Here is a 26,009-nt window from a genome sequence, read left to right on the forward strand (position 1 = left end):
TCGAGGGGCACAGCGTGACGTACAAATCTGGTCGATCGGGATCCTGCATCCTCGCGGGCTTCGCGCTCGCGGCCATGATCGCATGCACGATGCCCTCGGCCTCGGCCCATGAAGCGAACAAGCGCGTTGCCGATGCGAACGCGCTTGCTACGACCGACACCACATCGCGACCGGCCCCGCAAGCGACGCGGCGTCCCGTCGCGCGTGCGGAGAAAGGTCCGTACTACGTCGACTTCCGGGCGAGAACCGCCGCGAGCTGGGGCCACGCCTTCGTCTGGTACGGCAAGACCAGCGAACGCGCGGTCGAGGTCGCGGGCCTCACACCCGCCGGCGACACGCTTGCTTACGTGCTCGGCCACATCACCTTTGTGCCCTCCGAGACCGGCGCCAGCTACGGCGATCTCGATCCGGAATATCTGACCGCGAGCTATCGCGTGTACCTGAACGAGGCTGACGCCAAGCGCGTATTCGCCTACATCAAGAAATTGCAGGCGAGTTCGCCCGTGTGGAACGCCGAGACCACTAACTGCACCGGCTTCATCGGCGACATCGCCGAGTTCATGGGATTGCAAGTCCCCAACCGCTGGCAGCGCCCGGAAAACTTCGTCAACCGCCTCAAAGAAATGAACGGCGGCCGCCAGATGGTGCGGCTGTCGGCGGACTAGCTCTTCGCCCCGTCCGGCAGCGGCGACCCAATTATCCGCCCTACGGAATCCCCTCACCTGTCGCATGATCGCCCCGCCTGCACCGCACGGCGCGACAATAGACATTTCCCGGTCCGGGCGGCATCCTCCCCTCCATCAAGCGAGACCAGAGCGCCACACCGACGGGGGAAACATCATGTTGCAGACACGGTTCACTAAGCTCGTCGGCGTCGAGCACCCGATCGTCCAGGGCGGCATGCAATGGGTCGGGCGCGCCGAGCTCGTTGCCGCGGTCGCCAACGCCGGCGCGCTCGGCTTCATCACGGCGCTGACCCAACCAACGCCGGAAGACTTGACCAAGGAGATCGCGCGTTGCCGCGACCTCACCGACAAGCCCTTTGGCGTCAACCTCACCATCCTGCCCGCGATCAAGCCGCCGCCTTATGCCGAATACCGTGCCGCCATCATCGACAGCGGCATCAAGGTGGTCGAGACCGCCGGCAACAAGCCGCAGGAGCATGTCGACGAATTCAAGAAGCACGGCGTCAAGGTCGTGCACAAATGCACCAGCGTCCGTCACGCGCTCTCGGCCGAACGCATGGGCGTCGATGCCCTCTCGATCGACGGCTTCGAATGCGCCGGCCACCCGGGCGAGGACGACACTCCCGGCCTGATCCTGATTCCGGCCGCCGCGAACAAGATCAAGATTCCGATGATCGCCTCCGGCGGCTTTGCCGATGCGCGCGGCCTCGTTGCCGCGCTGGCGTTAGGCGCCGACGGCATCAACATGGGCACCCGCTTCATGGCCACCAAGGAGAGCCCGATCCACCAGCTCATCAAGGAGAAGATCGTCGCCAATGACGAGCGCGAGACCGAGCTGATCTTCCGCACCATGCGCAACACCTCGCGCGTGGCCAAGAACGCGATCTCGACCAAGGTCGTCGCCATGGAAAAGGAAGGTGCCAAGTTCGAGGACATCCGCGAACTCGTCGCCGGTGCCCGCGGCAAGATGGTCTACGCGACGGGTAATTCCGACGAGGGCATCTGGTCGGCCGGCCAGGTGCAGGGCCTGATCCATGACATCCCGAGCTGCGCCGAGCTGGTCTCCCGCATCGTGCGGGAGGCGGAAGCCATCATCCGCAGCCGGCTGGGGGGCATGATCGTTCAGCGGCAACACGAAGCGGCGGAATAATCACTGTAAGAAGCGAGTGTAAGACATGAAGGCTTACGTCTACGGTCTTGACGGCGCTACGATTTCCGACGTCGCTCAACCAAAGCCCAAGGGCACGCAGGTGCTGGTCCGCGTCCGCGCCTGTGCCCTGAACCGCGCCGATACCGGCATGCGCAAGGGTCATGCCCACGGCGCAGCCGGCGGCGTCGGCACCGTGCTCGGCATGGAATGGGCTGGCGAAGTCGCCGAGCTCGGGCCGGACGCGAAGGGCGTCAAGATCGGCGACCGCATCATGGGGTCGGGCAGTGCCGCATTTGCCGAATATACGCTGGCCGATCACGGCCGGCTGTTCCACGCGCCCTCGAACATGAATTTCGAGGAGGCGGCCACCCTCCCCGTCGCGCTCGCGACCATGCACAATGCCGTCGTCACCGTCGGCGGCGTGCAAGCGGGCCAGAGCGTGCTGATTCAGGGCGCGAGCTCCGGCGTCGGTCTGATGGCGCTGCAGATCGCCAGGCTCAAGGGCGCCAAGCTCGTAATCGGCTCGTCGACCGACGCCACTCGCCGCGGCCGGCTGAAGGAATACGGCGCCGATCTGGCCGTCGATAGCTCCGATCCGAAATGGGTCGACGAGGTCCTGAAAGCGACCGGCGGCGAAGGCGTCGATCTCATCGTCGACCAGGTCTCGGGCAAGGTCGCGAACCAGAATCTTGCCGCGACGAAGGTGAAGGGCCGCATCGTCAATGTCGGCCGGCTCGGCGGCACCCATGCCGACTTCAACTTCGACCTGCACGCCGCGCGCCGCATCGACTATGTCGGCGTCACCTTCCGCACCCGCACCATCGAGGAGGTCCGCGAGATCTTCGAGGAGGTGCGCAAGGACATCTGGGGCGCGGTCGAGTCGCGAAAACTGCAACTGCCGATCGACAAGGTGTTCACATTCGACGACATCGATCAGGCGTTCGCGCACATGGAGGCGAACAAGCATCTCGGGAAGATCGTCGTGACGGTGCCTTAACCGTCATTCCGGAGCGCTTGAAGAACCGAACCTGAAATCTCGAGATTCGGGTCTGGTCACCATCCCGGAATGACATCGCCGTCGCTCCTGCAAGTCACTTGCGACTACGGCTGTGGATCGTCGCTTGATGTTCACCCACGCCCTGCTAAATCCCCGCCATGATCTCCCAGCACAACAAGACCTCGGTCGCCGCGATCTCGATCTTCGCCAGCGGCGGCATGGCGGCGGCCAAATTCGTGGTCGGAATTGCGATCGGCTCGCTGGCGCTGATCTCCGAGGCCCTGCATTCCTCGATCGACCTGGTCGCGACCATCATCACCTGGGCGGTGGTGCGGGTGTCCGACAAGCCGGCCGACGAGGAGCACCATTATGGCCATGGCAAGCTCGAGAGCGTCTCGGCGCTGGGCGTCACCGCCCTGCTCTACGTGCTCGCCGGCGGCATCCTGGTCGAGGCCTATAGCCGGCTGCGGGAGGGAACCCCGCCGCCGACCATTTCGGCCGTGCCCTTTGTCGTGCTGGTGATCGACATCGCCGTCAATCTCTGGCGCGCCCGCGCGCTGCACCGCGCTGCGCGGGAGACCAGGAGCCAAGCGCTTGCCGCGGACGCACTGCATTTCGCCTCCGACGTGATGGGCTCATCTGCCGTGATCGTGGGTTTGATCCTCGCCGGACTCGGTTTCTGGTGGGGTGACGCGGCCGCGGCCGCCGCCGTCGCCGTGATGATCGCGGCTCTCGGCCTGCGCATGGCGGGCTCGACCGTGCAGACGCTGGTCGATCGCGCGCCGGAGGGCGCCCATGAGCAGGCCACGGCCGCGATCCGCAGCGTGCCCGGCGTGATCGACGTCGAGCGGCTGCGCGTGCGCATGGTCGGTGCAACCTATTTCATCGATACCATCGCAAAGGTGCCGCGAACCTATCCGATCGACCGCGTCGAGGACATCAAGCGCAATGCGCAAGCCGCCGTCAGCAGAGCGTTCGGCGACGCCGACCTCACCTTCACGGCTGTCCCCGTCGCGCGCAACAACGAGACCGTACGCGACCGCATCATGGTGATCGCGCGCAATTCCGGCCTCGCCATCCACCACGTCACGGTGCACGACCTCGGCGCCAAGCTGATCGTCGGCATCGACCTCGAGGTCGATGGCGAAATGCAGCTCGAGGCCGCCCACGATGTCGCCAACACGCTGGAGCGCAGCATCCAGGAGGAATTCGGCGAGGACGTCGAGGTCGACGTCCATATCGAGCCGCTGGAACCGGAACTGCCGTTCGGCGTCGACGCCCCCGCGGAGCGCGTGCAGGCCATTGCCGCCGCGTTGACCGAGCTTGCTGGCGAGGGCGAGATCCACGACATCCACAATGTGCGCGTCCGCAACACTGAGGCCGGCGAGATCGTCAACTTTCACTGCCGCGCCACTCCGTCGATGAGCGTGATCAAGGTGCACGAGCATGTCGACGCAATCGAGCGCGCATTGCGGCGCGCCTTCCCGAGCGTGAAGCGCGTGATCAGCCACGCCGAGCCCCCGCGTGCGTGACACACGTGCGAAGAGTCACACGTTCTCGTTTCGGACCCGTCGCGCACGTCACTTTACGGACAAGCGATGCGCAAACTGCGCGTTGGATAAGAATAATTTCGCGTTAAGGATTCGTTGACTCTCGACAGCCCGCGAAAACTGGATTCAAATCGGTGTGATTCGAAAGCGACGTGGGGCCGCTTTCGACACTCGTCGTAAGCAGGTTTTCAGGGGGCCGAAGGCATGGCGCGTGCAGACGCCGCGAACGCATGCGTTCAATCCGATTCGATCAAGGGATTGGCGCAATCGATCGCGAAACCTGCCTATCACCGGCTGCTGATCGCGGAGCCGGCGCTGCGCCGCGCCGTGCCGACGCTCATCATCGCCTTCCTGATCACGATCTGCCTCGGCGCGTTCGTGCAGGTCGTCGACCAGACGCGCCAGAAGCGGCTGGTGATCCGGCACGACATCTCGGCGCTCGCCGATTTGCTCGCCGAACGCATCGACCGCCTCACTTCCGTGCGACAGGAGCGGCTCAAGAACATCGAGAGCCTGCCGACGCTGCTGCCTGATCTCATTCCGTCCTGGGGCACGGCCTTGGGCCGCCACATCATTGTCGCCTCGACCGGCATCGACCGCCGCATCCTCGCCCGCGTACCGGTCGACAGCGACCCTTCCGGCAACGACCGCCTGCTCGACGCGATCACGACGGCGCAACTGCTCGCGGCGCCCCCGCGCGACGGCAACGTCGCCGACATGACGCTGCCGAACGGCAACGCCGCGATGGCGACCTCGCGCCAGATCAAGTCGCTGCCCGGCTTCGTCACGGTGATCCAGGAACGCGACGAGCCGATTTGGGGCTCGGATGCCGCGCTCTCGGTGACGCTGTCGGCGACCACCGGCTTCGTCGTCCTGATCCTGGGCTTTGCCTTTCACTGGCAGTCGACCCGCGCCCGCGAAGGCGACCTCATCAACGACGCCGTGCGCGGCCGCATCGACACCGCGCTCAATCGCGGCCGCTGCGGACTGTGGGACTGGGATCTGTCGCGCGGCCGGATCTTCTGGTCGCAGTCAATGTTCTCGATGCTCGGCCTCGACGGCCGCAACGAGCTCCTCACCTTCGGCGAGGTCAACGCGCTGGTGAAGTCCGACGATATTGATCTGTTCGAGATCGCCGATCAGCTCATCTCCGAGAAGATCGATCACATCGACCAGACCTTCCGCATGCAGCACGTCGACGGTCACTGGATCTGGCTCCGCGTCCGCTGCGAGAAGACGCGCGGGGCCACCGATTCCAGCGTGCACTTGATCGGGATCGCGGTCGACATCACCGAGCAGAAGAGCCTCGCCGAGAGAACGGTGGAAGCCGACCTTCGCCTGCGCGACGCGATCGAGACCATTCCGGAAGCCTTCGTGCTGTGGGACGCGAGCGATCGCCTCGTGCTCTGCAACTCGCACTTCCAGCGCCTGCACAAGCTGCCCGACACCGCCGTGATCCCCGGCACCTCCTACGAGACCGTGCTCGAAGTCGGCCGCATGCCGGAGGTGCGCACCCGCCATAACGAGACCGCGAGCCAGGGCCCGGGCGCGCGCACCTTCGAGGCACAACTCGACGACGGCAGCTGGCTGCACATCAGCGAGCGGCGCACCAAAGACGGCGGCTACGTCTCGGTCGGCACCGACATCACCCGCATCAAGGAGCACGAGCAGAAGCTGGTCGACAACGATTTGCGCCTGCGCGCCACCGTCATCGACCTCAAGCGCTCGCAGGCCGCGCTCGAACGCCAAGCGATCGAGCTCGCCGACCTGGCCGAAAAGTACCAGCGCGAGAAGACTCGCGCCGAGGAAGCCAACCAGACCAAGTCGAAATTCCTCGCCAATATGAGCCACGAGCTGCGCACGCCGCTCAACGCGATCATCGGCTTCTCCGAGATCATGGGCTCGGGCATGTTCGGCGACCTCGGTTCGGAGAAGTACCAGGAATACTGCCAGGACATCCTGACCAGCGGCCACTATTTGCTCGAGGTCATCAACGACATCCTCGACATGTCCAAGATCGAGGCCGGCCGCATGAAGCTCGAAATGGAAGAGCTGGACCTGTCGCGGACGCTGGCGGAATCCCTGCGCGTCGTCACTGGCCGGGCACAGGACAAGCACCTGACGCTCGATGCCGACATCGCCAAATCCATCTCCGTCGTCGCCGACCGCCGCGCCACCAAGCAGATCATCGTCAACCTGTTGTCCAACGCGGTGAAGTTCACGCCCGACGGCGGACGCGTCGTGGTGCGCAGCCGGCAGCTCGACGACCGGATCGTGCTGATGATCGCCGACACCGGCATCGGGATCGCGCCGCATTCGCTGGCGCGGCTCGGCCGCCCCTTCGAGCAGGTCGAGAGCCAGCTCACCAAGACCTATCACGGCTCGGGACTGGGCCTCGCGATCGCCCGCTCGCTGGCGCAGCTCCACGGCGGTTCGATGCGGCTGCGTTCCAAAATCGATGTCGGCACGGTGGTGCGCGTGACGCTGCCGCGCGACGCCGTCAAGGCGGCGTCCGGGATATCGGCTGCAGCGTAAAGCCCTCAAGCATGATGGAGCCCGGTTCGGTCGGCGTTCGGAATCACCTCTCCCCGACGGGGAGAGGTCCGGGTGAGGGGCCGCGGCATCCAGTGAGACCAGATCCCCTCACCCGGACCGCATCTTCGATGCGATCCGACCTCTCCCTACGGGAGAGGTGATCTGGGCTCTCGCCTCGGTTCAAGCGAAGCACATTCCGCTTTAAGATTGCAGCGTCGGTGCGACCTCGCGCGCGACATTGACCAGCGCCGCGATTAGCGGCGTCATCGGATCGCGCTGCGGGATCACGAGGCCAATGCTGTAATTGACTTCGGGGTCGGCGATCGGGATCGAACGCACCGTGTCGGACAGGCCGAGCGTCTCGGCGAGCTTGGCCGGCATCACGCTCGCCCAGCGCCCGGTCTTGACGTGCGTGAACAGCACCAGCAGCGAGTTCGAGGTCAGCGTCGGTGTCGCCTCGGCACCGACCGAGCGCAGCGCGCGATCGATGATGCGGCGGTTCTGCATGTCGGGCGTGAGCAGGCACAGCGGCACCTGCCCGACCTCGGTCCAGGTCACCGTCTCGCGATCACCGAACATCGCATCGGGGGCAGTCAGGAGCCGGTAGCTCTCGTTGTAGAGCGGAATGGTACGCACCTTGCCGATCGGCTCGTTCTCGATATAGGTCAGCCCCGCATCCACCTCGAGATTTTCCAGCAGCCCCAGCACCTCGGACGAGGTGGTGGACTGGATGCGGAAGCGCACCTCGGGATGCCTGGCGCGGAACGGCGTCGTCAGCGCGGCGACCATGCCGAGCACGGTCGGGATCGCCGCGATGCGGATCTCGCCGGAGAGCTGATGCTTCAGCCCGTTGATCTCGTCGCGCATGGCGCGGGCATCGCCCACGATCCGCCGCGCCCAGTCCAGCGCCCGCTCGCCTTCCGGCGTAAAGCCCTGGAAGCGCGACCCGCGCTGGACCAGCATCACGCCGAGGATTTCCTCGAGCTGCTTGAGCCCGGTCGACATCGTCGGCTGCGTCACGCCGCAGACCTCCGCCGCGCGTCCGAAATGCCGCTCCTTCGCCAGCGCCAGCAATAGTTCAAGCTTGTCGATCAACCGGTCGTCCCCTCGAATTCTGTCGTGGCATGCAAGCTAGCACGCTCGCCCCCTTGCAACACGCAAAAACCGCCGAGCGGAATGCCCATAATTGCATTTTCGGATCGACCGATCGCCGGTGCCAATCGATCCGAATTCGCAATCGCAGCACGGGACAGCTTTATTGATCTTCGAGCGATTCCAAATAGTTTGCGATCAGAAACGCTCAAGTTGAGAACGAAGAATGACAGCGGTTTACGAGCCTTGCTACGAGCCTTGGGACGAGACGCGCGGCGCCGAGATCATCGCCGAACACGCTCGGCAGGAAGGCGCGACGCTCGTCATCCTGCATGCTCTTCAGGAGGCGTTCGGCTATGTGCCGGAGGCCGCCATTCCGATGGTGGCTCAGGCGCTGAATCTGTCACGCGCCGAAGTGCACGGCGTATTCACGTTCTATCATGATTTCCGGCACAAGCCGGCCGGCCGCCATGTGCTGAAGCTCTGCCGCGCCGAGGCCTGCCAGGCTGCGGGCGGCGATGCGCTCGCTGCGCGCGCCGAGGCGAAGCTCGGCGTGTCGCTCGGCAGCACCACCGCCGACGATCGCGTCACGCTGGAGCCGATCTACTGCCTCGGCCTGTGCGCGACTGCGCCGTCCGCGATGCTCGACGGGCGCCTGATCGGACGGCTCGATCAGAAGCGCCTCGATGCGCTGGTTGCGGAGGCGCAGCGATGAGCATGCGTCTATACGTCTCACGTGATGCCGGCGCGGTGGCCGTCGGCGCCGACGAGGTCGCGCTGGCGCTTGAGCAAGCCGCCGCCAGGCGGGGCGTTGCAATCGACATCGTTAGGACCGGCTCGCGCGGCCTGTACTGGCTGGAGCCGCTGGTCGAGGTGGCGACACCGCAGGGCCGCATCGCGTTCGGCCCCGTCACCGAAACCGACGTGCCCTCCCTGTTCGATGCGCTCGCCAGCAACACGCCGCATTTTCTACGGCTGGGGGCGATCGACGAGCTCCCCTGGCTGAAGCGCCAGACCCGCCTCACCTTCGCCCGCTGCGGCGTGATCGATCCGCGCTCGCTCGACGACTACCGCGCCCATGGCGGCTACAGGGGCCTGGAGCGCGCGCTCTCGCTCGGCACGGATGCGATCCTGAGCGAGGTCACCGCGTCCGGCCTGCGCGGCCGTGGCGGCGCGGGGTTTCCGACCGGCATCAAATGGAAGACGGTCGCGCAGGCCAAGGCCGACCGCAAATTCATCGTCTGCAACGCCGACGAGGGCGACAGCGGCACCTTCGCCGACCGCATGATCATGGAAGGTGATCCCTTCCTGGTGATCGAAGGCATGACGATTGCTGGCCTCACCGTCGGCGCGGCCAAAGGTTACATCTACATCCGCAGCGAATATCCGCACGCGGTCGAGGCGATGAACGCTGCCATTACGGCGGCGAAGCGCAGCGGCTATCTCGACAGCTATATCGGCGGCTCGAAGCAAGCCTTCGATCTCGAGGTGCGCGTCGGCGCCGGCGCCTATGTCTGCGGCGAGGAGACCTCACTGCTGGAGAGCCTCGAAGGCCGCCGCGGCCTCGTGCGCGCCAAGCCGCCTCTGCCGGCGCATCACGGCCTGTTCGGCAAGCCGACCGTCATCAACAACGTGCTGTCGTTCGCGGCCATCCCCTTCATCCTCGCTGAGGGTGCCAAGGCCTATGCGGATTTCGGCATGGGGCGTTCGCGCGGCACGATGCCGATCCAGCTCGCCGGCAACATCCGCCATGGCGGGCTGTTCGAGACCGCGTTTGGCGTGACGCTCGGCGAGCTCGTCGACGACGTCGGCGGCGGCACGTTCACCGGCCGTCCCGTTCGCGCGGTCCAGGTCGGCGGCCCGCTTGGCGCCTATTTTCCCCGCGCCCTGTTCGACACGCCGTTCGACTATGAGGCCTTCGCCGCGCGCGACGGCCTGATCGGCCATGGCGGCATCGTCGTGTTCGACGACAGCGTCGACATGCGCAGGCAGGCGCGCTTTGCCATGGAGTTCTGCGCGGTCGAATCCTGCGGCAAGTGCACGCCGTGCCGGATCGGCTCGACCCGGGGCGTCGAGACCATCGAGAAGATCATGCGGGGCGAGCGCGTCAGCGAGAACATCACGCTCGTCGAAGACCTCTGCAACACCATGAAATTCGGCTCGCTCTGCGCGCTCGGCGGCTTCACGCCCTATCCCGTGCTCAGCGCATTGAAGCACTTCCGGGAGGATTTCCTTCCGGCGCCGACCACGCTTCAGGCCGCGGAATAGGAGAACGACCATGTCTCTGATCGAAGAAATCGACTTCGGCACGCCGGCTTCCAAATCGGAAACGATGGTGACGCTGACCATCGACGGCAAGCAGATTTCGGTGCCCGAGGGCACCTCGATCATGCGCGCGGCGATGGAAGCCGGCCATCAGATTCCAAAGCTCTGCGCCACCGACATGGTCGACGCGTTCGGCTCCTGCCGGCTCTGCCTGGTCGAGATCGAGGGGCGCGCCGGCACGCCGGCCTCCTGCACCACGCCCGCGACGAACGGCCTCGTCGTGCGGACCCAGACCGAGCGGCTGAAGCAGCTTCGCAAGGGCGTGATGGAGCTCTACATCTCCGACCATCCGCTCGACTGCCTCACCTGCGGCGCCAATGGCGATTGCGAATTGCAGGACATGGCCGGCGCCGTGGGCTTGCGCGACGTGCGCTACGGCTATGAGGGCGAGAATCATGTCTTTGCGAAGACGGATGGCTGCAGCAACGACAAATGGATGCCGAAGGACGAGTCCAACCCGTACTTCACCTACGATCCTTCCAAGTGCATCGTCTGCTCGCGTTGCGTCCGCGCCTGCGAGGAGGTGCAAGGAACCTTCGCGCTGACCATCTCCGGCCGCGGCTTCGACAGCCGTGTCTCCCCCGGCATGAACGAGAGCTTCCTCGGCTCCGAATGCGTCTCCTGCGGCGCCTGCGTCCAGGCCTGCCCGACCGCGACGCTGACGGAAAAATCCGTGATCGAGATCGGTCAGCCCGAGCACTCCGTCGTCACCACCTGCGCCTATTGCGGCGTCGGCTGCGCCTTCAAGGCCGAGATGCGCGGCGAAGAAGTGGTGCGCATGGTGCCCTACAAGGACGGCAAGGCCAATCGCGGCCATTCCTGCGTCAAGGGCCGCTTCGCCTGGGGCTACACCAACCACAAGGAACGCATCCTTAAACCCATGATCCGCGAGCGGATCGAGGATCCCTGGCGCGAGGTGTCGTGGAACGAGGCGTTCTCGTTTGCCGCCGCCAGGATGCGGAGCATTCAGAAGAAATACGGCCGCGACGCCATCGGCGGCATCACCTCGTCCCGCTGCACCAATGAAGAAACCTATCTGGTGCAGAAGCTGATCCGCGCCGGCTTCGGCAACAACAATGTCGACACCTGCGCCCGCGTCTGCCATTCGCCGACCGGCTACGGTCTCGCCACCACCTTCGGCACCTCTGCCGGCACGCAAGACTTCGACTCGGTGGAGGACACCGATGTCGTGCTCATCATCGGCGCCAATCCTGCCTCGGCGCACCCGGTATTCGCCTCGCGACTGAAGAAGCGGCTGCGCCAGGGTGCCAAGCTGATCGTGATCGATCCGCGCCGCACCGAGATGGTGGAATCGCCGCACGTGAAGGCGCTCCACTTGCCCCTGATGCCCGGCACCAACGTCGCTGTGATGACGGCGCTGGCGCATGTCATCGTCACCGAAGGGCTCGTCAACGAAGCCTTCGTGCGCGAGCGCTGCGACTGGAGCGAGTTCGAGGAATGGGCCGCCTTCGTCGCCCAGCCCAAGAACAGCCCGGAAGCCACCGCCATCCTCACCGGTGTCGATCCCAGGGCGCTGCGCGAAGCGGCCCGCATCTACGCGACCGGCGGCAACGGCGCCATCTATTACGGCCTCGGCGTCACCGAGCACAGCCAGGGCTCGACCACCGTGATCGCGATCGCCAACCTCGCGATGGCGACCGGCAATATCGGCCGTCCCGGCGTCGGCGTGAACCCGCTGCGTGGCCAGAACAACGTGCAAGGCTCTTGCGACATGGGCTCGTTCCCGCACGAGCTGCCCGGCTACCGCCATATCTCGAGCGACGCGGTGCGCGACCAGTTCGAGGCGCTGTGGAACGTCAAGCTCAACCCGGAGCCTGGCCTTCGCATTCCCAACATGTTCGATGCCGCGGTCGAAGGCACGTTCATGGGGATCTACGTGCAGGGCGAGGACATCCTCCAGTCCGATCCCAATACCTCGCACGTGGTGGCGGCGCTGTCGGCGATGGAATGCGTCATCGTCCACGATCTCTTCCTCAACGAGACGGCAAACTACGCCCACGTCTTCCTGCCCGGATCGAGCTTCCTCGAGAAGGACGGCACCTTCACAAATGCCGAGCGCCGCATCCAGCGCGTGCGCAAGGTGATGACGCCGAAGAACGGTCTTGCCGACTGGGAGGTCACCATCGGCCTCGCCAAGGCCATGGGCTTCGAGATGAACTACAGCCATCCCTCCGAGATCATGGACGAGATCGCGGCGCTGACGCCGACCTTTGCCGGCGTCTCCTACGCCAAGTTAGATGAGCTCGGCTCGGTGCAGTGGCCCTGCAACGAGAGGGCGCCGGAGGGCACGCCGGTGATGCATATCGACGGCTTCGTCCGGGGCAAGGGCAAATTCGTCGTCACCGAGTATGTCGCGACCGACGAGCGCACCGGCCCGCGCTATCCCCTGCTGCTCACGACAGGGCGCATCCTCAGCCAGTACAATGTCGGCGCTCAGACCCGGCGCACCGACAACGTGGTCTGGCACGCCGAGGATCGGCTCGAGATTCATCCGCACGATGCCGAGCAGCGCGGCGTTCGCGACGGCGACTGGGTGCGGCTGAAGAGCCGCGCCGGCGAGACCACACTACGCGCCGAGATCACCGATCGCGTCGCGCCCGGCGTCGTCTACACCACCTTCCATCATCCGGACACGCAGGCCAACGTGATCACGACCGACTATTCGGACTGGGCTACCAACTGTCCCGAATACAAGGTTACGGCGGTGCAGGTCTCGCCGTCGAACGGACCGTCCGACTGGCAGAAGGCCTATGACGCGCAGGCGCGGCAGTCCCGCCGCATCGTGCCGGCCGAGGCCGCGGAGTAATGGCATGCACGTAGCGGTCCAGGCTATCGATCGTGAAATCTGGCGCAACGGGACGGCCTCTGAAGGCGCGCGGCTGATCCCGGAGGAGACGCCGCTGGCGCTGACCTATAATGGCGGCACCTACGCCGTCATGATGGGGACGCCGCAGAACCTCGAGGACTTCGCCGTCGGCTTCACCGTGAGCGAAGGCATCGTCGGATCGGCCGACGAGATCCGATCGCTCGAAATCGTCCGCCTCGACGACGGCATCGAGCTGCGCATGTGGCTGGCGCCGAAACATGCCGCGCGCATCAACGAGCGTCGTCGCCACATCGCAGGTCCGACCGGCTGCGGCATCTGCGGCATCGAGTCCATTGCCGAGGCGGTGCGGCCGGCGGCCGTGGTGCCGCAGGGGCAGAGCTTCACGGCCGCAGAGGTCATGACGGCGATGCAGGCCATCGCGCCGCTACAATCGATCAATTTACAGACCCGGGCCGTACACGCCGCCGCGTTCTGGTCCCCTACCGGCAACATCGTCGCGCTGCGCGAGGACGTCGGCCGCCACAATGCGCTCGACAAGCTTGCCGGTGCCCTGGCACGCAGCCGCACCAATGCGCGCGGCGGCATAGTGCTGCTCACGAGCCGCGTCTCGGTGGAGATGGTGCAGAAGACAGCCGCGATCGGCGCCCCCATGATGGTTGCCGTGTCGGCGCCGACCGCGCTCGCGGTGCGCACGGCGGAAGCCGCCGGCATCACGCTGATTGCCATTGCCCGCCAAGACGGCTTCGAAGTGTTTTCGCATGGTGACCGGGTCGTCGCCCGCCATGCCAGGGAGGTTGCCGATGTCGCCTGACCGTCTGATCTACATGGCCAACCAGATCGGCACATTCTTCCAGAGTCAAGGCCACGACAGGGCCGTGCCGGGCATCGCCGAGCACATCAAGAAGTTCTGGGATCCCCGTATGAAACGCGCGATCTTCGCCCATCTCGATGCGGGCGGCGCCGACCTTGCGCCTGATGTCCGCGAGGCCCTCACCTCGCTGAAGCAGACGACGACCCTTCCAGCAGCGCCCTGAACACGCGCCGCACCTCGCTCTGCGTCTCCTTCACTCGCGCCTGCAGCGACGAGAAATCCGGCGCATCGCCGGCGCGTGCCATCACACGGAAGAGGTCGGTGCCCGCCGTCTCCGGCTTGAAGCGATCGCTGACGCAGAGCCGCAAGATCTGCGTCAGGTCGTGATAGAGCCGGGCCGCGGCACGCAATATCTCGGTTTCAGACTGCGCGAGCACGCCGAGCCTGCATGCATTTTCCAACACCTGCATGGTGCTGACGTCGAGGATCTCCGGCTTGTCGTGGGCGTGCACGAGCTGGAGATATTGCGCGATGAAATCGATGTCGACCATACCGCCGGCGGCATGTTTGAGATCCCAGCAATCGGCCTCGCCCTTCTCCTGGGCGATGGCGCGCCGCATGTCGGCAACGTCGTTGGCGGTGATGGCGGGATCGCGGCGTCGGGTCAAGACGTCGCGGATGACGCGCTCGATTCGTTCCCGGAATTCGGGCGAGGCCGACACCACGCGCGCGCGTGTCAGCGCCATGTGCTCCCAGGTCCAGGCCTCGTTCGCCTGGTAGTCCGCGAACGAAACCAGGCTCGAGGCCACGGGACCGGCGCGTCCCGACGGACGCAGCCGCATGTCGATCTCATAGAGCACGCCGTAATTGGTGCGCGTCGTGAAGGCGCTGATCAGACGCTGGGTAAAGCGGGCGAAATAGTGGGCACCTTGCAGCGATCTCGCACCATCGGAGTCCGGATTGTCGCTGTCGAAATCGTAGAGCAGGATCAGGTCGAGATCGGACGACGCCGTCATCTCGCGGCTGCCGAGCCGGCCCATCGCGATGATCGCGGTCTGCTGATCCCTAATGCGGCCATGCTGGGCGGCAAAGCGCTCGGCAACGAGGCCATGCACGGTGTGGACGATGCCCTCGGCGACGTCCGCAAAAGCGGTACTCGCCTGCTGCGCCGAGACCGTGCCGGACAGGATACGCGTACCGATCAGGAACAGGCTCTCCTGTCCGAACAGGCGCAGGCGATCGAGGAACTCTTCATAGGAGCCCGCGTCCTGCACGGTCGCAGCTAACCGTCCCGACAATTCCTGCCTGTCCGGCATGGCGCCGAAGAAGCGCGGATCGATCAGGCCGTCCATGAGCTGCGGCTGCCGCGCCAGCATCTCGCCGAGCCGGGGCGCCGCGCCTAGCACCAGCGCCACCAGTGCGACCAGATCGCGGTTCTGGCCGAGCAGCGTGATCAGCCGGCCGCCGCGCTGAAGCGCGCCGAGGAAATGATCGAACGCCACGACCGCGCGGTCCGGCTCCTCGGCATGGGCAAGACCGTCGATCAGGGCCGGCACGAATTCGACGAACGCGTTGCGCGTCGCCTCATTGCGGAACACGCGATAGTCGCCGGTGATCCAGTCGCGCACGGTCTGCGCGACGGCGGCCGGCTTCTTGAAGCCGAGCGCCGCAATGTGCTGGAGCAGGCGCGGATCGTCGGGACCGGCACTGTAGTCGAGCGCCGGCAGTTTGGCCGTCCCGGTCGGATCATCGCCCTCGAACAGTTTTTCATAGTGCCCCTGGACGATCTGGAGCTGGTGCAACAGGTCGCGCGCAAAGGCCTCCCGATCCGGGTAGCCGAAGAACCAGGCGAAGCGCTCGACCGCCTCCTTGTCCTCGGGCAGTGTATGGGTCTGCTCGTCGGCGATCATCTGGAGGCGATGCTCGACCCGGCGCAGAAATTCGTAGGCCGTGGTCAGCTCGTCGCGCGCCGCGAACGTGATCCAGTTGCTGGAGGCGAGCACGTCGAGCGCATTGAGCGTCGGCCGCACCCGCAATTCCGGATGGCGGCCGCCCGCAATCAACTGCTGCGTCTGCGCGAAGAACTCGATCTCGCGGATGCCGCCGCGCCCGACCTTGACATTATGGCCCTCGACCGCGACCTCGCTCTGACCGCGATAGGTCTGCATCTGTCGCTTCATTTCGTGCACGTCGGCAAGCGCGGCGAAGTCGAGATGCTTGCGCCAGACGAAGGGCGCGATCTCTGCCAAAAGCGCTTCACCCGCGCGGGGATCGCCGGCGCAGGCGCGCGCCTTGATCATCGCGGCGCGCTCCCAGGTGCGCCCTTCCCGCTCGTAATAGTTCAGCGCGGCATCGCGGGAGATCGCCACCTGGGTCGAGGACGGATCGGGCCGCAGCCGCAGATCGACGCGGAACACGTAACCGTCATAGGTGCGCTGCTGGAGAATGCGCGCCATGCCTTGCGTCACGCGCACGAAGAACGGCTGCGGTTCCATATCGGGCGCGAGCGTCGTCGCATCGGGATCGAAGAACACGATGAGATCGATGTCGCTTGAATAGTTCAGCTCCCCCGCGCCCATCTTGCCCATCGCGAGCACAATCAGCCCGCAGCCTTCTTCGGGCGCCTCGGGATCGGGCGGTGAGAGCTTGCCGCGTGCAGCTTCCTGCCGCAGCAAGTACTGCAGCGCCGCCTGCACCGAGAACACCGCGATATCCGTCAGCGCCGCCGTCACCCGCATCACCGGCCAGACGCCGCCGATGTCGCACAGCGCGATCAGCAGCGCCGCCTCCGCCTTCATCCGGCGAAGCAGGCGCATCACCTCGGCTTCATCCGGCGCCGCGAGCACGGCGCCCCTCGCCTCCGCCATCAGCGCCCCAAGATGCACCTCCGGATCGCATTCGAGCAACCGGATCAGGCGCGGGGGATCGGCGCGAATCAGATCGAACAGATAGGACGAGAATTGCGCGATGCCGGTCAGAATATCCCGCGCAAAGGGACGGACCAGCAGGGATTCGAGACGGGTCGATTGCACCGGCTCGAGCTCGGCCAGCCAATTTTCGAAGCGTCTTTGGTCGGTTGTGGAAGCGGCAACATAGGGAGCCTCGGCGAAGCGTGCCGCGAGGCTCTCACCATGTTTGTCCGCGTTTCCCGGCGCGGAGTGGTTCATGCCACCTTCTGTGGCACATCCGGTATTGGCGGAGCAACCCTGTCGCCGGCGCCCGCGCGCGCCGGCAGCACCAGCGTGGCAACGAGACCGGGATGGGCATCGCCTAGGCGCAACTCACCGCCATGCAATGTCGCAACGGCCGAGGCGAGGCTGAGGCCGAGGCCGGAGCCCGGCAGCGTGCGGCTGGCCTCCAGCCGCACGAATCGCTCGACGACGTGCTTGCGATCCGCTTCGGGGATCCCCGGACCACGGTCGGTGACGCTGAGCAGCACCTGGTCGCCATCGCGCCTCGCCTCGATCGTGATTTGCCTCACGTCCATGCTGACCACGGTTCCCGCGGTCTGCGCCGCCGGCTTGCCGTATTTGATCGCGTTCTCGACGAGATTGGCGAGCGCCTGGCTGATCAGTTCGCGATTGGCGTGAACCGGCGCCGGCTCGCATTTGACCTTCAGGGTCATGCCGTCATCCTCAGCCAGCGGCTCGTAGAGCTCGTGGATGCCGTTCGCGACCTCGGCAGCGTCGAAATCGTCCATGTTGCCGCGCGCCTGCCCGGATTCGGCACGCGCGATCATCAGAAGCGCGTTGAAGGTGCGGATCAGCCCGTCGGATTCCTCGATGGTGCGCTCCAGCGCTGCACGGTAGTCCGCCTCGCAGCCCGATTTCGCCAGCGCCTCTTCGGCGCGGTTGCGCAAGCGCGTCAGCGGCGTCTTGAGGTCGTGGGCGATGTTGTCGGAGACTTCCTTCAGCCCAGCCATCAGCGCCTCGATCCGCTCCAGCATGGCGTTGAGGTTTTCGGCGAGACGGTCGAGCTCGTCGCCGCTGCGCCCCACAGGCAGGCGCTCGCTGAGATCACCAGTCATGATCCGCTGCGCAGTGCCGGTCATGGCATCGATGCGCCTCAGCACGCGGCGCGCGACGAAGACGCCGCCGCCGAGGCCGAGCACCACGACGATCAGGATCGACCATTGCGCCGCCTTCGCGACGATGCCGAACAGGCGCCGCCGCTCGTCGAGATCGCGGCCGATCAGAAGCCGGAAGCCGTTCTCCAGCTCCGTGACGCGCACCAGCGCGCGATGATCGCGTTCGTCAGCATCCTCGATCCGCCGATAGGCTGTCTCGGACCAGCCGCGCGTCGCCATCACGCCGGGCGCGAGCGAGCCGACATTGCCGGCGATCGCCTGCCCAGTCGGCGTAGTCACCAGATAGAGGTTTGCGCCCGGCCGCAGCGCCCGGTACTCGATCGCGAGCACGAGGCCCCGCAGGCCGCGGCGGCCGTAGATCTCGTTGATCTCCGAGGTCTCGGAATTCACCGTCTGCGTGATCTCCTCGGTGATCAGCCGCCGCGTATTCCAGGCGAAATAGGCGAGCAGCGAAGCCGCGAACATCGCGAACAGCAGCAGATAGACCAGCGTCAGCCGGAATGCCGTGGTGCGGACGAGTTTACCGAATGCCGTCACGGATCATGTATCCGGCGCCGCGGATCGTATGCAGCAGCGGGCGCTCGAAGCCCTTGTCAATCTTGGAGCGCAGCCGCGAAATGTGCACGTCGATCACGTTGGTCTGCGGATCAAAATGATAGTCCCAGACGTTCTCGAGCAGCATGGTGCGCGTCACCACCTGGCCGGCGTGCTTCATGAGGTATTCGAGCAGGCGGAATTCGCGCGGCTGGAGCGTCAGCTCGTCCTTGCCGCGGGCGACGCGGTGGGACAGCCGGTCGAGCTCGAGATCGCCGACGCGGTAGAGCGTGTCCTCGGCGGGCCCGCCGCGGCGGCGCGACAGCACCTCAACGCGGGCGAGCAGTTCGGCGAACGAATAAGGCTTTGGCAGATAATCGTCGCCGCCGGCGCGCAGGCCCTTGATGCGGTCGTCGACCTGTCCGAGCGCGGAGAGAATCAGCACCGGCGTGGTGTTGCCCTTGTCGCGCAGCGCGCCGATCAGCGACAGGCCGTCGCGCTTGGGCAGCATGCGGTCGACCACCAGCACGTCGTAATCGCCGTTCTCGGCCATGGCGAGACCTTCCTCGCCGTCGGCGGCATGATCGGCAATGTGTCCGACTTCGCGAAACGCCTTCACGAGATAGTCGGCGGATTCGCGGTCGTCTTCGATGATGAGGAGGCGCATCGTGCGTTCGGCGGCAGTCAAGGGAGTGAACCTTCTCTAAACATGGCGCGAGCGGCAATCGCATGCAAGCCGAGCGGAACGATCTCGGATCGGGGAAAAGGCGGGCGGTGAAGCTGGGGGGACTTCACCGCCCTAGGCCTTCCGACGGAGGGGGGCGTAATTCCACCGGAAGGTAGACAGGGGAAGCAAACGTTGCGCTGCTCCCCCGAAGGGCGCCGTCGGCGGGGGCGACTGATGCCGGCGACACCCTTCATCTCGTAAGCCTCCTGAGGCCTCAGCCCTTGGCGATGGGCACGGCGACGAAGCGCGACTGCCCGCCGCTCTTCACGCGCATCAGGACGCTGTTCTTGTTATCGGTCCGCGCCGTGTTGATGGCATCGCGGACTTCGGCGGCGGTGCTGACGCTCTTGCCCCCGACTTCAAGAATCACGTCGCCTTCCTTGAAGCCGCGTTCGGCCGCGGCGCTCTTCGGATCGACTTCGGTGACCACGACGCCTTCCTTGCCGGCGCCGGCCACGGAATTGGCTGGAGCAACGGTCATGCCGAGCTTGGGCACGTCGGTGCCGCGGCTCGCACCCTTGCCACTGTCATTGTCGGTGTCGGCTTTGGCCTCGACCGTGTTCGGCAGCTGGCCGAGGGTGAGATTGACGACCTTGTCCTGGCCCTTGTGCAGCACGTTGAGCTTCACCGAGGCGCCGGGCGCCATGCCGCCGATGGTGCGAGCAAGCTCACGAGCGTCCTTGACGGGCTCGCCATTGACCGCGGTGATCACGTCGCCGGACTCGATGCCGGCCTTCGCCGCCGGACCGTTCGCCTGCGGCTCCGCGACCAGCGCGCCTTCGGCCTTCTTCATGCCGAGGCTGTCGGCGATGTCAGACGTCACCGGCTGGATCTGCACGCCGATCCAGCCGCGGCTGACCGAACCCTTGTCCTTGAGCTGGGCCACCACGCTCTTCACGGTGTTGGCGGGAATCGAGAAGGCGATGCCGACGCTACCGCCGGAGGGCGAGTAGATCGCGGTGTTGACGCCCATCACCTCCCCCTCGGTGTTAAAGGCCGGACCGCCGGAATTGCCCTTGTTCACGGGCGCGTCGATCTGGATAAAATCGTCATAGGGGCCATTGCCGATGTCGCGGCCGCTGGCCGAGACGATGCCGGCAGTCACGGTGCCGCCGAGGCCGAAGGGATTGCCGACCGCGAGCACCCAGTCGCCGATCCGCGGCTTGCCGTCGGCGAGCTTGGCGAACGGGAAATTCGAGCTGCCCTCGACCTTGATCAAGGCGAGGTCGGTGCGCTGGTCGGTGCCGATGACCTTGGCGGTATAGGTCTTGCCGTCGTCGGTGGTGACCTCGACCTTGTCGGCGCCGTCGACCACGTGATTGTTGGTCACGGCATAGCCATCGGGCGAGATGAAGAAGCCGGAGCCCTGGCCCTGAACGACGCGGCCACGGCCGCCCTTCAGGCCCGGGAAACCATCCGGACCACCGAAGCGGCGGAAGAAGCGCTCCATGGGCGAGCCCGGCTGGAACGGCGAGGAGGAATCGTCGCCGTCATCGTTGCTCGCGGTCTTCTCCTTGATGTTGACCTTCACCGAGATCACCGACGGCTTCACGCGCTCGACGATGTCGGCAAAGCCGATCGGACGCTCGACCTTCCGAACCTCTTGATTGACCTGCGCATGCGCCGGGCTGGAGAACAGGTCGGCCGGCGAGGTCGACGGGCTCAAGCCATAGACGCCCGCGCCGAGGCCGGCGATGACCGAGGCCATCAGCGCGATCTTGCGCGCGGAGAATACCGACCGGCGCGGCTGCCGGTAGGACGGGAGGTGCGAGAGGTCGGAACGGTCGGTCATGCAGAGATCTCCAGGGCCTTGAATTTCTTTTGGTGCCGGATGCCAGCACCTTACGGACCTGAACATGGGGGCTCCCGCCTTACCGCGCGCTGGCGGCAGGGTTAAACTTTCGTAATGAAGGCAGCGGCGATGCGGCAGTTTAACGCAGGCTAAAAGTTCTGGTCCTACAGGAACTTAGTCGGGTTCCGGTGAAACGCATCAGAACAGCTTTTGGCGACCTAGATTGCTCCGCAGCGGCACCCCTTAAGGCCGTTGGACTTGGGATTCTAAGCCGCGCCACGCTATTGCGACTTCGCATCGTCCGACATCAATCCCGCGAGCCGCGCCTCTTCCTCGGGCGTGAGCGGCGGTGCTGGCAGATCTGCACCGCTCCGCGCGCGGCGCCGGATTTGCAGCCATAGCGCCAGGCCGCCGCCAGCCAACAGAAGCGGCGCGAGCAGCCATAGCAGCAGGGTCTGGCGTTCGAAACGCGGCTTCAGCAGCACGAACTCGCCATAGCGCGCGACCAGGAAGTCGAGCACCTGCGAATTGCTGTCGCCGGCGGCAATCCGCTCGCGCACCAGCAGCCGCAAATCGCGCGCCAGCGGCGCGTCGGAATCGTCGATCGACTGGTTCTGGCAGACCATGCAGCGCAGCTCGCGCGACAGTTCGCGCGCACGCGCCTCCTTGACGGGATCCGACATGATCTCGTCGGGCTGCACGGCATGCGCCGCAGGCGAGGCCAGCAGCATTAGCGCGACGATCACGAACCACATCCGGCGCATCGGATCACTCCGCGGGCTGGAGCCGCTGCTTGGCCCGCGCCGGCTTCGGCGCACCGACCCGCAAGCGGCGATCGGACAGCGACAGCACGCCGCCAAACGCCATCAGCACCGGTCCCCACCAGATCAGCAGCACCATCGGCTTGTAATAGATGCGCACGGCAATGGCACCCTCGGCGGTGGCATCGCCGAGCGAGACGTAGAGCTGGCTCGCGCCGCGCGTCAGCAGGGCCGCTTCGGTGGTGGACGAGCCACGCGTTGTGAAGCTGCGCTTGGACGGCGTCATCATGCTCAGCGTCTCGCCGTCGCGGCTGACATTGAACTCGGCGATCATCTCCCGGTAGTTCGGGCCCTGACGCTGAAACAACCGATCGAGCTTCACGTCGTAGCCGGCGACATGGGCGACGTCGCTCTGCTTCATCGTCGCGATATATTCGCTGTTCCAGGTGGTCTCGCAGACGATTCCGATCAGCGCGACGCCGAGGCCGGCATGCGCCAGCGTGGTGCCCCAGGCCGAGCGCGGCAGGCCACGCGCCCGGTTCAGCACTGTGGCGAACGGCAGGCGAACCAGGCCCGTCCGCTCGACGATGTCGGTGACAGCGCCGGCGATGACGAAAACACCAAGCCCGATCGCCAGCGGCGCCAGCGCGCTGCCGCCGCGCGCCCAGGCCCAGGCGATGGCGATTGCGACGAGGCTGGCAACGCCCGCCGCGAGCAGGCGCTGCGTCACGCCGAGCAGATCGCCGCGCTTCCACGCCAGCATCGGCCCGAACGGTACAGCGAACAGCAACAGGGCAAACAGCGGCGCGAAAGTGAGGTTGTAGAAGGGCGCGCCGACCGACATCTTGAAGTCGGCCAGCATCTCCATCGCCAGCGGATAGAGCGTGCCGAATAGCACGACCGCGCAGGCGACGGTAAGCAGCAGGTTGTTCAGCACCAGCGCACCCTCGCGGGAGATCGGCGCGAACAGGCCGCCCTGCTTCAACGAGGTGGCACGGCCCGCGAACAGCGCCAGGCTGCCGCCGATGAACAGGCAGAGGATCAGCAGGATGAACACGCCGCGGGTCGGGTCAGTCGCGAAAGCATGCACCGAGGTGATGACGCCGGAGCGGACCAGGAAGGTGCCGAGCAGCGACAGCGAGAAGGTCAGGATCGACAACAGGATGGTCCAGACCTTCAGCGCGTTGCGCTTCTCCATGACCAGCGCCGAATGCAGCAGCGCGGTGCCGGCGAGCCACGGCATCAGCGAGGCGTTCTCGACCGGATCCCAGAACCACCAGCCGCCCCAGCCGAGCTCGTAATAGGCCCAGTACGAGCCCATGGCGATGCCGAGCGTGAGGAAGATCCAGGCCACCAGCGTCCACGGCCGCACCCAGCGCGCCCAAGCCGCGTCGATCCGCCCCTCCATCAGCGCCGCGATGGCGAAGGAGAACGAGATCGAGAAGCCGACATAGCCGAGATAGAGCATCGGCGGATGCACGGCGAGACCGATGTCCTGGAGCACAGGATTGAGATCGCGTCCCTCGAGCGGCGGGCTCGTGATGCGCAGGAACGGGTTCGAGGTCATCAGGATGAAGAGATAGAAGGCGCTGGCGATCCAGCCCTGGACGCTCAGCACGTGCGCGCGCAGCGACAGCGGCAGATTGTTGCCGAAAGCGGCAACCAGGCCGCCAAACAAAGCGAGGATCGATACCCACAGCAGCATCGAGCCTTCGTGATTTCCCCACACGCCGGTGATCTTGTAGAGCAGCGGCTTCATCGAGTGGGAATTCTCGTAGACATTGGCGACGGAGAAATCCGAGCTCACGTGCAGCATCACAAGTGCCATGAACGATGCCCCGACGAACAGCAGCTGCGCCAGCGCGGTGGACCGCGCCACGTTCATCAGGGCGGTGTCGTGCAGGCGTGCACCGATCAACGGCACGACGGACTGGATCAGTGCAAGCCCGAGCGCCAGCACCAGCGCGTAATGTCCGGATTCTGCGATCACCGCACGGCTCCCTGCGGATTGCCCTGCGCCGCCGTGGCCGCGGGCTTGCTGCCGCCCGAAGCCTTGGCGTCAGAGGCCTTGGCTTCAGAGGCCTTGGCGTCGTAATCGTCCTTCCAGTGGCCCTGCTTCTTCAGGGCATCGGCAACGTCCTTGGGCATGTAGGTTTCGTCGTGCTTGGCGAGCACGGTGTCGGCCTTGAACACGCCGTTGCTGTCGAGTGCGCCTTCGGCAACGACGCCCTGCCCTTCACGGAACAGGTCCGGCAGGATGCCCTTGTAGGCGACCGGCAGCTTGGCGTTGCCGTCGGCGACCTCGAAGGTCACCGCGAGATTGTCGCCGCGCTGGAGCGAGCCGGGCTGCACCAGCCCGCCGAGACGAAACCGCTTGCCGGGTTCGACGTGCTTCTCGGCGACCATGGTTGGTGTCGAGAAGAACACGATGGAGTCGCGCAATGCGTTGAGCACGAGCGCGGCGGCGAGCGCAAGCACGGCGAGCGAGCCGCCGATGATGGTCATACGTCGCTGCTTGCGCGTCATGGCGTATCCGTTCTCCGCTCGTCTGGTCCCGAAATCGTCATCCGTCGAGCCCGAGAGTCTTGAGCCCTTCGTTGAGCTGGCGCAGCCGCTCGGCATCGCCGGCAACCGCCTGGCGGGCATCGGCCGATGCCCCCACCGCCTTGCCGCGGTCGCCCATCACGAGATAGGCGCGCACCAGGCGAAGCCACCCCTCGACGTCGTCGCCGTTCTGCTTGAGGCGGGTGGCGAGGCGTTCGACCATGCCGCGCACCATCGCGTTGCGATCGCCCTCGGCCATATCCCTGGAGGCTGCGATCGTCTCGTCCGACAGCGCCGGCACCGTGCCGCCGCCGACCCGCGCCAGCGAGGACTGCACCAGGGACCGCCACGGCGCATCCGCCGGCGCCTTCGCCAGCAGCGCGCGCCAGATATTGGCCGCATCATCCTTGCGGCCGTCCTGCTCGGCGGCGAGCCCCAGGAAGTAGTTCGCCTTGGGATCATCGGCATCGAGCGCGTGCGCACGCTCGAATTCCGCTTTGGCCTCGGCGGTCACGACCCCGCCGGCGGCCGCCGAGAGCGCCTCGCCGAGATCGGACCGGCGCTCGGCGCTCTCGCCGTTGTAGGTGAGCGAGTTGCGATAGGCACGCACCGCATCGTCGAAGCGGCCGAGCCGCTCCAGCACCGGCGCGAGCACGTTCCAGCCGCGACCGTCAGTCGGATTTTTTTCCAGATGTTGCTCGACCTGCACGACGAGATTCTCGAGCGATTGCGCCACCCCGGATCCGGATCCGCGCTCGCGCTGCGCCAAGGGAAAGTCCTGAAGCCTGGGCGAGCCCAGCGGCATGTAAACCCCGATCGCAACCATCGGCAGGCCAGTCAACGCCAGCACCGCGGCCGCGCGGCGCCATTTGAGGCTCGATTTCGGCGCCATGGCAGGTTCGCTGGCAGCGGCGAGCAGCCTGCGGCTGATCTCGACGCGGGCCGCCTCGGCTTCAGGAGCGGCGATCAGTCCGGTGCCGAGATCACGCTCGATTTCGGCCAGTTGGTCCTTGTAGACCGCAATCTCGCTGCCTTGACTTTGCGCGGCTCCGCTGCGGCCGAGCGGCAGAAGCACGGCGAAAATCGCCGCGACTGTCATCAGCGCGAACACGAACCATAGCGTCATCTGGCAAGCTTCCGGCGGCGCGCGATCCGCGCCTATAGGTGGCTTTACACCACGGCCGGAGGAGGCGGCAATTGACAATTGTCAATTCGGCGCGACCGCGCCCGGTCCGAAACGATGAAACTCCAACAGCTTAGCCGATGTCGAAGTCCGCACTTTGCGCGGCATCCTCGCCGTGCCCGTTGAAGGCCTTCAGGAAATATGTTCCCGGCCTGACCGCATCCGGCAATCGGATGCGCAGCGCCCCGACTGGAACCGGAGACGCGACCCTGGTGAGCGTTTCAGACAATTGTCGGCCGCTTGCCTTCTCGACCAGCACCACCTTCGCGCCGACCATCAGTCTCTGATATTTGGCAACAACGACGCGGTTCTCGATTTCGATGGAGCTGATAACGGGTTTCATGCGCCCACAAATAGAAATTCCCCGGACTTGCATGGCGACCGTAG

General features: G+C 65.7%; 20 protein-coding genes. 10 read left to right on the top strand and 10 right to left on the bottom strand.

Annotated elements, in window-relative coordinates:
• Window positions 1–14 precede the first annotated feature (14 nt).
• From IVA78_RS03310 to IVA78_RS03330, 5 genes are all read left to right on the top strand, one after another.
• The gene (locus IVA78_RS03310; RefSeq protein WP_247275838.1) at window positions 15–665 is read left to right on the top strand and encodes a hypothetical protein; all 651 of its coding nucleotides are present in this window, start codon (window positions 15–17) and stop codon (window positions 663–665) included.
• Window positions 666–840: 175 nt separating this feature from the next.
• Window positions 841–1,836 (top strand): nitronate monooxygenase family protein, encoded by a 996-nt coding sequence (locus tag IVA78_RS03315; protein WP_247415436.1) that lies wholly within the window; start codon window positions 841–843, stop codon window positions 1,834–1,836.
• Window positions 1,837–1,861: 25 nt separating this feature from the next.
• On the top strand, window positions 1,862–2,833 hold the full coding sequence (locus tag IVA78_RS03320; protein ID WP_247415438.1) for a zinc-binding dehydrogenase: 972 nt from the start codon (window positions 1,862–1,864) through the stop codon (window positions 2,831–2,833).
• A 158-nt stretch (window positions 2,834–2,991) separates the two neighbouring features.
• On the top strand, window positions 2,992–4,365 hold the full coding sequence (locus tag IVA78_RS03325) for a cation-efflux pump (RefSeq protein WP_247275841.1): 1,374 nt from the start codon (window positions 2,992–2,994) through the stop codon (window positions 4,363–4,365).
• 222 nt (window positions 4,366–4,587) lie between these two features.
• Entirely contained in the window at window positions 4,588–6,918 is a 2,331-nt protein-coding gene (locus tag IVA78_RS03330) for a PAS domain-containing sensor histidine kinase (protein WP_247464301.1), read from the top strand.
• A gap of 201 nt (window positions 6,919–7,119) precedes the next feature.
• On the opposite strand, the gene IVA78_RS03335 is transcribed toward IVA78_RS03330, so the two are convergent.
• Window positions 7,120–8,013, bottom strand: coding sequence for a LysR family transcriptional regulator (locus IVA78_RS03335; protein ID WP_247275843.1), 894 nt, complete (start codon window positions 8,011–8,013; stop codon window positions 7,120–7,122).
• Window positions 8,014–8,236: 223 nt separating this feature from the next.
• Between IVA78_RS03335 and IVA78_RS03340 the strand changes: the two genes are divergently transcribed.
• From IVA78_RS03340 to IVA78_RS03360, 5 genes are read left to right on the top strand one after another with little or no spacing between them, the layout of a single operon-like run.
• Complete coding sequence (locus IVA78_RS03340) at window positions 8,237–8,725, top strand: formate dehydrogenase subunit gamma (RefSeq protein ID WP_247275844.1); 489 nt, start codon at window positions 8,237–8,239, stop codon at window positions 8,723–8,725.
• The gene (locus IVA78_RS03345) at window positions 8,722–10,278 is read left to right on the top strand and encodes an NADH-quinone oxidoreductase subunit NuoF (RefSeq protein ID WP_247275845.1); all 1,557 of its coding nucleotides are present in this window, start codon (window positions 8,722–8,724) and stop codon (window positions 10,276–10,278) included. Before IVA78_RS03340 ends, IVA78_RS03345 begins: the two co-directional genes overlap by 4 nt.
• A 10-nt stretch (window positions 10,279–10,288) precedes the next feature.
• On the top strand, window positions 10,289–13,162 hold the full coding sequence (fdhF, locus tag IVA78_RS03350; protein WP_247275846.1) for a formate dehydrogenase subunit alpha: 2,874 nt from the start codon (window positions 10,289–10,291) through the stop codon (window positions 13,160–13,162).
• A gap of 4 nt (window positions 13,163–13,166) precedes the next feature.
• Window positions 13,167–13,994, top strand: coding sequence for a formate dehydrogenase accessory sulfurtransferase FdhD (gene fdhD / locus IVA78_RS03355; protein ID WP_247275847.1), 828 nt, complete (start codon window positions 13,167–13,169; stop codon window positions 13,992–13,994).
• Window positions 13,984–14,217 (top strand): formate dehydrogenase subunit delta, encoded by a 234-nt coding sequence (locus tag IVA78_RS03360; protein WP_247415445.1) that lies wholly within the window; start codon window positions 13,984–13,986, stop codon window positions 14,215–14,217. Before fdhD ends, IVA78_RS03360 begins: the two co-directional genes overlap by 11 nt.
• Here the strand turns inward: IVA78_RS03360 and IVA78_RS03365 are convergent.
• The 9 genes from IVA78_RS03365 to IVA78_RS03405 form a co-directional block, all read right to left on the bottom strand.
• Complete coding sequence (locus IVA78_RS03365) at window positions 14,174–17,161, bottom strand: bifunctional [glutamine synthetase] adenylyltransferase/[glutamine synthetase]-adenylyl-L-tyrosine phosphorylase (protein ID WP_247464304.1); 2,988 nt, start codon at window positions 17,159–17,161, stop codon at window positions 14,174–14,176. The two genes, IVA78_RS03360 and IVA78_RS03365, sit on opposite strands and share 44 nt — an antisense overlap.
• A complete protein-coding gene (locus IVA78_RS03370) occupies window positions 17,158–18,618 on the bottom strand; it encodes an ATP-binding protein (RefSeq protein ID WP_247275850.1) in 1,461 nt (486 codons plus the stop codon). The genes IVA78_RS03365 and IVA78_RS03370 overlap by 4 nt, the downstream gene beginning before the upstream one ends.
• Window positions 18,602–19,282 (bottom strand): response regulator transcription factor, encoded by a 681-nt coding sequence (locus IVA78_RS03375; RefSeq protein WP_247275851.1) that lies wholly within the window; start codon window positions 19,280–19,282, stop codon window positions 18,602–18,604. The genes IVA78_RS03370 and IVA78_RS03375 overlap by 17 nt, the downstream gene beginning before the upstream one ends.
• 274 nt (window positions 19,283–19,556) lie before the next feature.
• Window positions 19,557–21,134, bottom strand: coding sequence for a Do family serine endopeptidase (locus IVA78_RS03380; RefSeq protein WP_247275852.1), 1,578 nt, complete (start codon window positions 21,132–21,134; stop codon window positions 19,557–19,559).
• 281 nt (window positions 21,135–21,415) lie between these two features.
• On the bottom strand, window positions 21,416–21,898 hold the full coding sequence (locus tag IVA78_RS03385) for a cytochrome c-type biogenesis protein (protein WP_247275853.1): 483 nt from the start codon (window positions 21,896–21,898) through the stop codon (window positions 21,416–21,418).
• A gap of 4 nt (window positions 21,899–21,902) precedes the next feature.
• Window positions 21,903–23,885, bottom strand: coding sequence for a heme lyase CcmF/NrfE family subunit (locus IVA78_RS03390; RefSeq protein ID WP_247275854.1), 1,983 nt, complete (start codon window positions 23,883–23,885; stop codon window positions 21,903–21,905).
• The gene (gene ccmE, locus IVA78_RS03395; RefSeq protein WP_247275855.1) at window positions 23,882–24,421 is read right to left on the bottom strand and encodes a cytochrome c maturation protein CcmE; all 540 of its coding nucleotides are present in this window, start codon (window positions 24,419–24,421) and stop codon (window positions 23,882–23,884) included. Before ccmE ends, IVA78_RS03390 begins: the two co-directional genes overlap by 4 nt.
• A 37-nt stretch (window positions 24,422–24,458) precedes the next feature.
• Window positions 24,459–25,565 carry a c-type cytochrome biogenesis protein CcmI gene (gene ccmI / locus IVA78_RS03400; RefSeq protein ID WP_247275856.1) on the bottom strand — a complete coding sequence of 369 codons (1,107 nt, stop codon included), beginning with the start codon at window positions 25,563–25,565 and terminating at the stop codon, window positions 24,459–24,461.
• 130 nt (window positions 25,566–25,695) lie between these two features.
• On the bottom strand, window positions 25,696–25,965 hold the full coding sequence (locus IVA78_RS03405; protein WP_247275889.1) for a hypothetical protein: 270 nt from the start codon (window positions 25,963–25,965) through the stop codon (window positions 25,696–25,698).
• Between the last annotated feature and the right edge of the window lie 44 nt (window positions 25,966–26,009).

Origin of the sequence: Bradyrhizobium sp. 137 (assembly GCF_023074095.1) — a bacterium.
GTDB lineage: Bacteria > Pseudomonadota > Alphaproteobacteria > Rhizobiales > Xanthobacteraceae > Bradyrhizobium.

Excerpts from the sequence above, each read along its gene's own strand:
- IVA78_RS03315 (WP_247415436.1), top strand. The coding sequence starts at position 841 with ATGTTGCAGACACGGTTCACTAAGCTCGTCGGCGTCGAGCACCCGATC.
- IVA78_RS03320 (WP_247415438.1), top strand. The coding sequence starts at position 1,862 with ATGAAGGCTTACGTCTACGGTCTTGACGGCGCTACGATTTCCGACGTC.
- IVA78_RS03325 (WP_247275841.1), top strand. The coding sequence starts at position 2,992 with ATGATCTCCCAGCACAACAAGACCTCGGTCGCCGCGATCTCGATCTTC.
- IVA78_RS03330 (WP_247464301.1), top strand. The coding sequence starts at position 4,588 with ATGGCGCGTGCAGACGCCGCGAACGCATGCGTTCAATCCGATTCGATC.
- IVA78_RS03340 (WP_247275844.1), top strand. The coding sequence starts at position 8,237 with ATGACAGCGGTTTACGAGCCTTGCTACGAGCCTTGGGACGAGACGCGC.
- IVA78_RS03345 (WP_247275845.1), top strand. The coding sequence starts at position 8,722 with ATGAGCATGCGTCTATACGTCTCACGTGATGCCGGCGCGGTGGCCGTC.
- fdhF (WP_247275846.1), top strand. The coding sequence starts at position 10,289 with ATGTCTCTGATCGAAGAAATCGACTTCGGCACGCCGGCTTCCAAATCG.
- fdhD (WP_247275847.1), top strand. The coding sequence starts at position 13,167 with ATGCACGTAGCGGTCCAGGCTATCGATCGTGAAATCTGGCGCAACGGG.
- IVA78_RS03360 (WP_247415445.1), top strand. The coding sequence starts at position 13,984 with ATGTCGCCTGACCGTCTGATCTACATGGCCAACCAGATCGGCACATTC.
- IVA78_RS03365 (WP_247464304.1), bottom strand. The coding sequence starts at position 17,161 with ATGAACCACTCCGCGCCGGGAAACGCGGACAAACATGGTGAGAGCCTC.
- IVA78_RS03375 (WP_247275851.1), bottom strand. The coding sequence starts at position 19,282 with ATGCGCCTCCTCATCATCGAAGACGACCGCGAATCCGCCGACTATCTC.
- IVA78_RS03380 (WP_247275852.1), bottom strand. The coding sequence starts at position 21,134 with ATGACCGACCGTTCCGACCTCTCGCACCTCCCGTCCTACCGGCAGCCG.
- IVA78_RS03385 (WP_247275853.1), bottom strand. The coding sequence starts at position 21,898 with ATGCGCCGGATGTGGTTCGTGATCGTCGCGCTAATGCTGCTGGCCTCG.
- ccmE (WP_247275855.1), bottom strand. The coding sequence starts at position 24,421 with ATGACGCGCAAGCAGCGACGTATGACCATCATCGGCGGCTCGCTCGCC.
- ccmI (WP_247275856.1), bottom strand. The coding sequence starts at position 25,565 with ATGACGCTATGGTTCGTGTTCGCGCTGATGACAGTCGCGGCGATTTTC.
- IVA78_RS03405 (WP_247275889.1), bottom strand. The coding sequence starts at position 25,965 with ATGAAACCCGTTATCAGCTCCATCGAAATCGAGAACCGCGTCGTTGTT.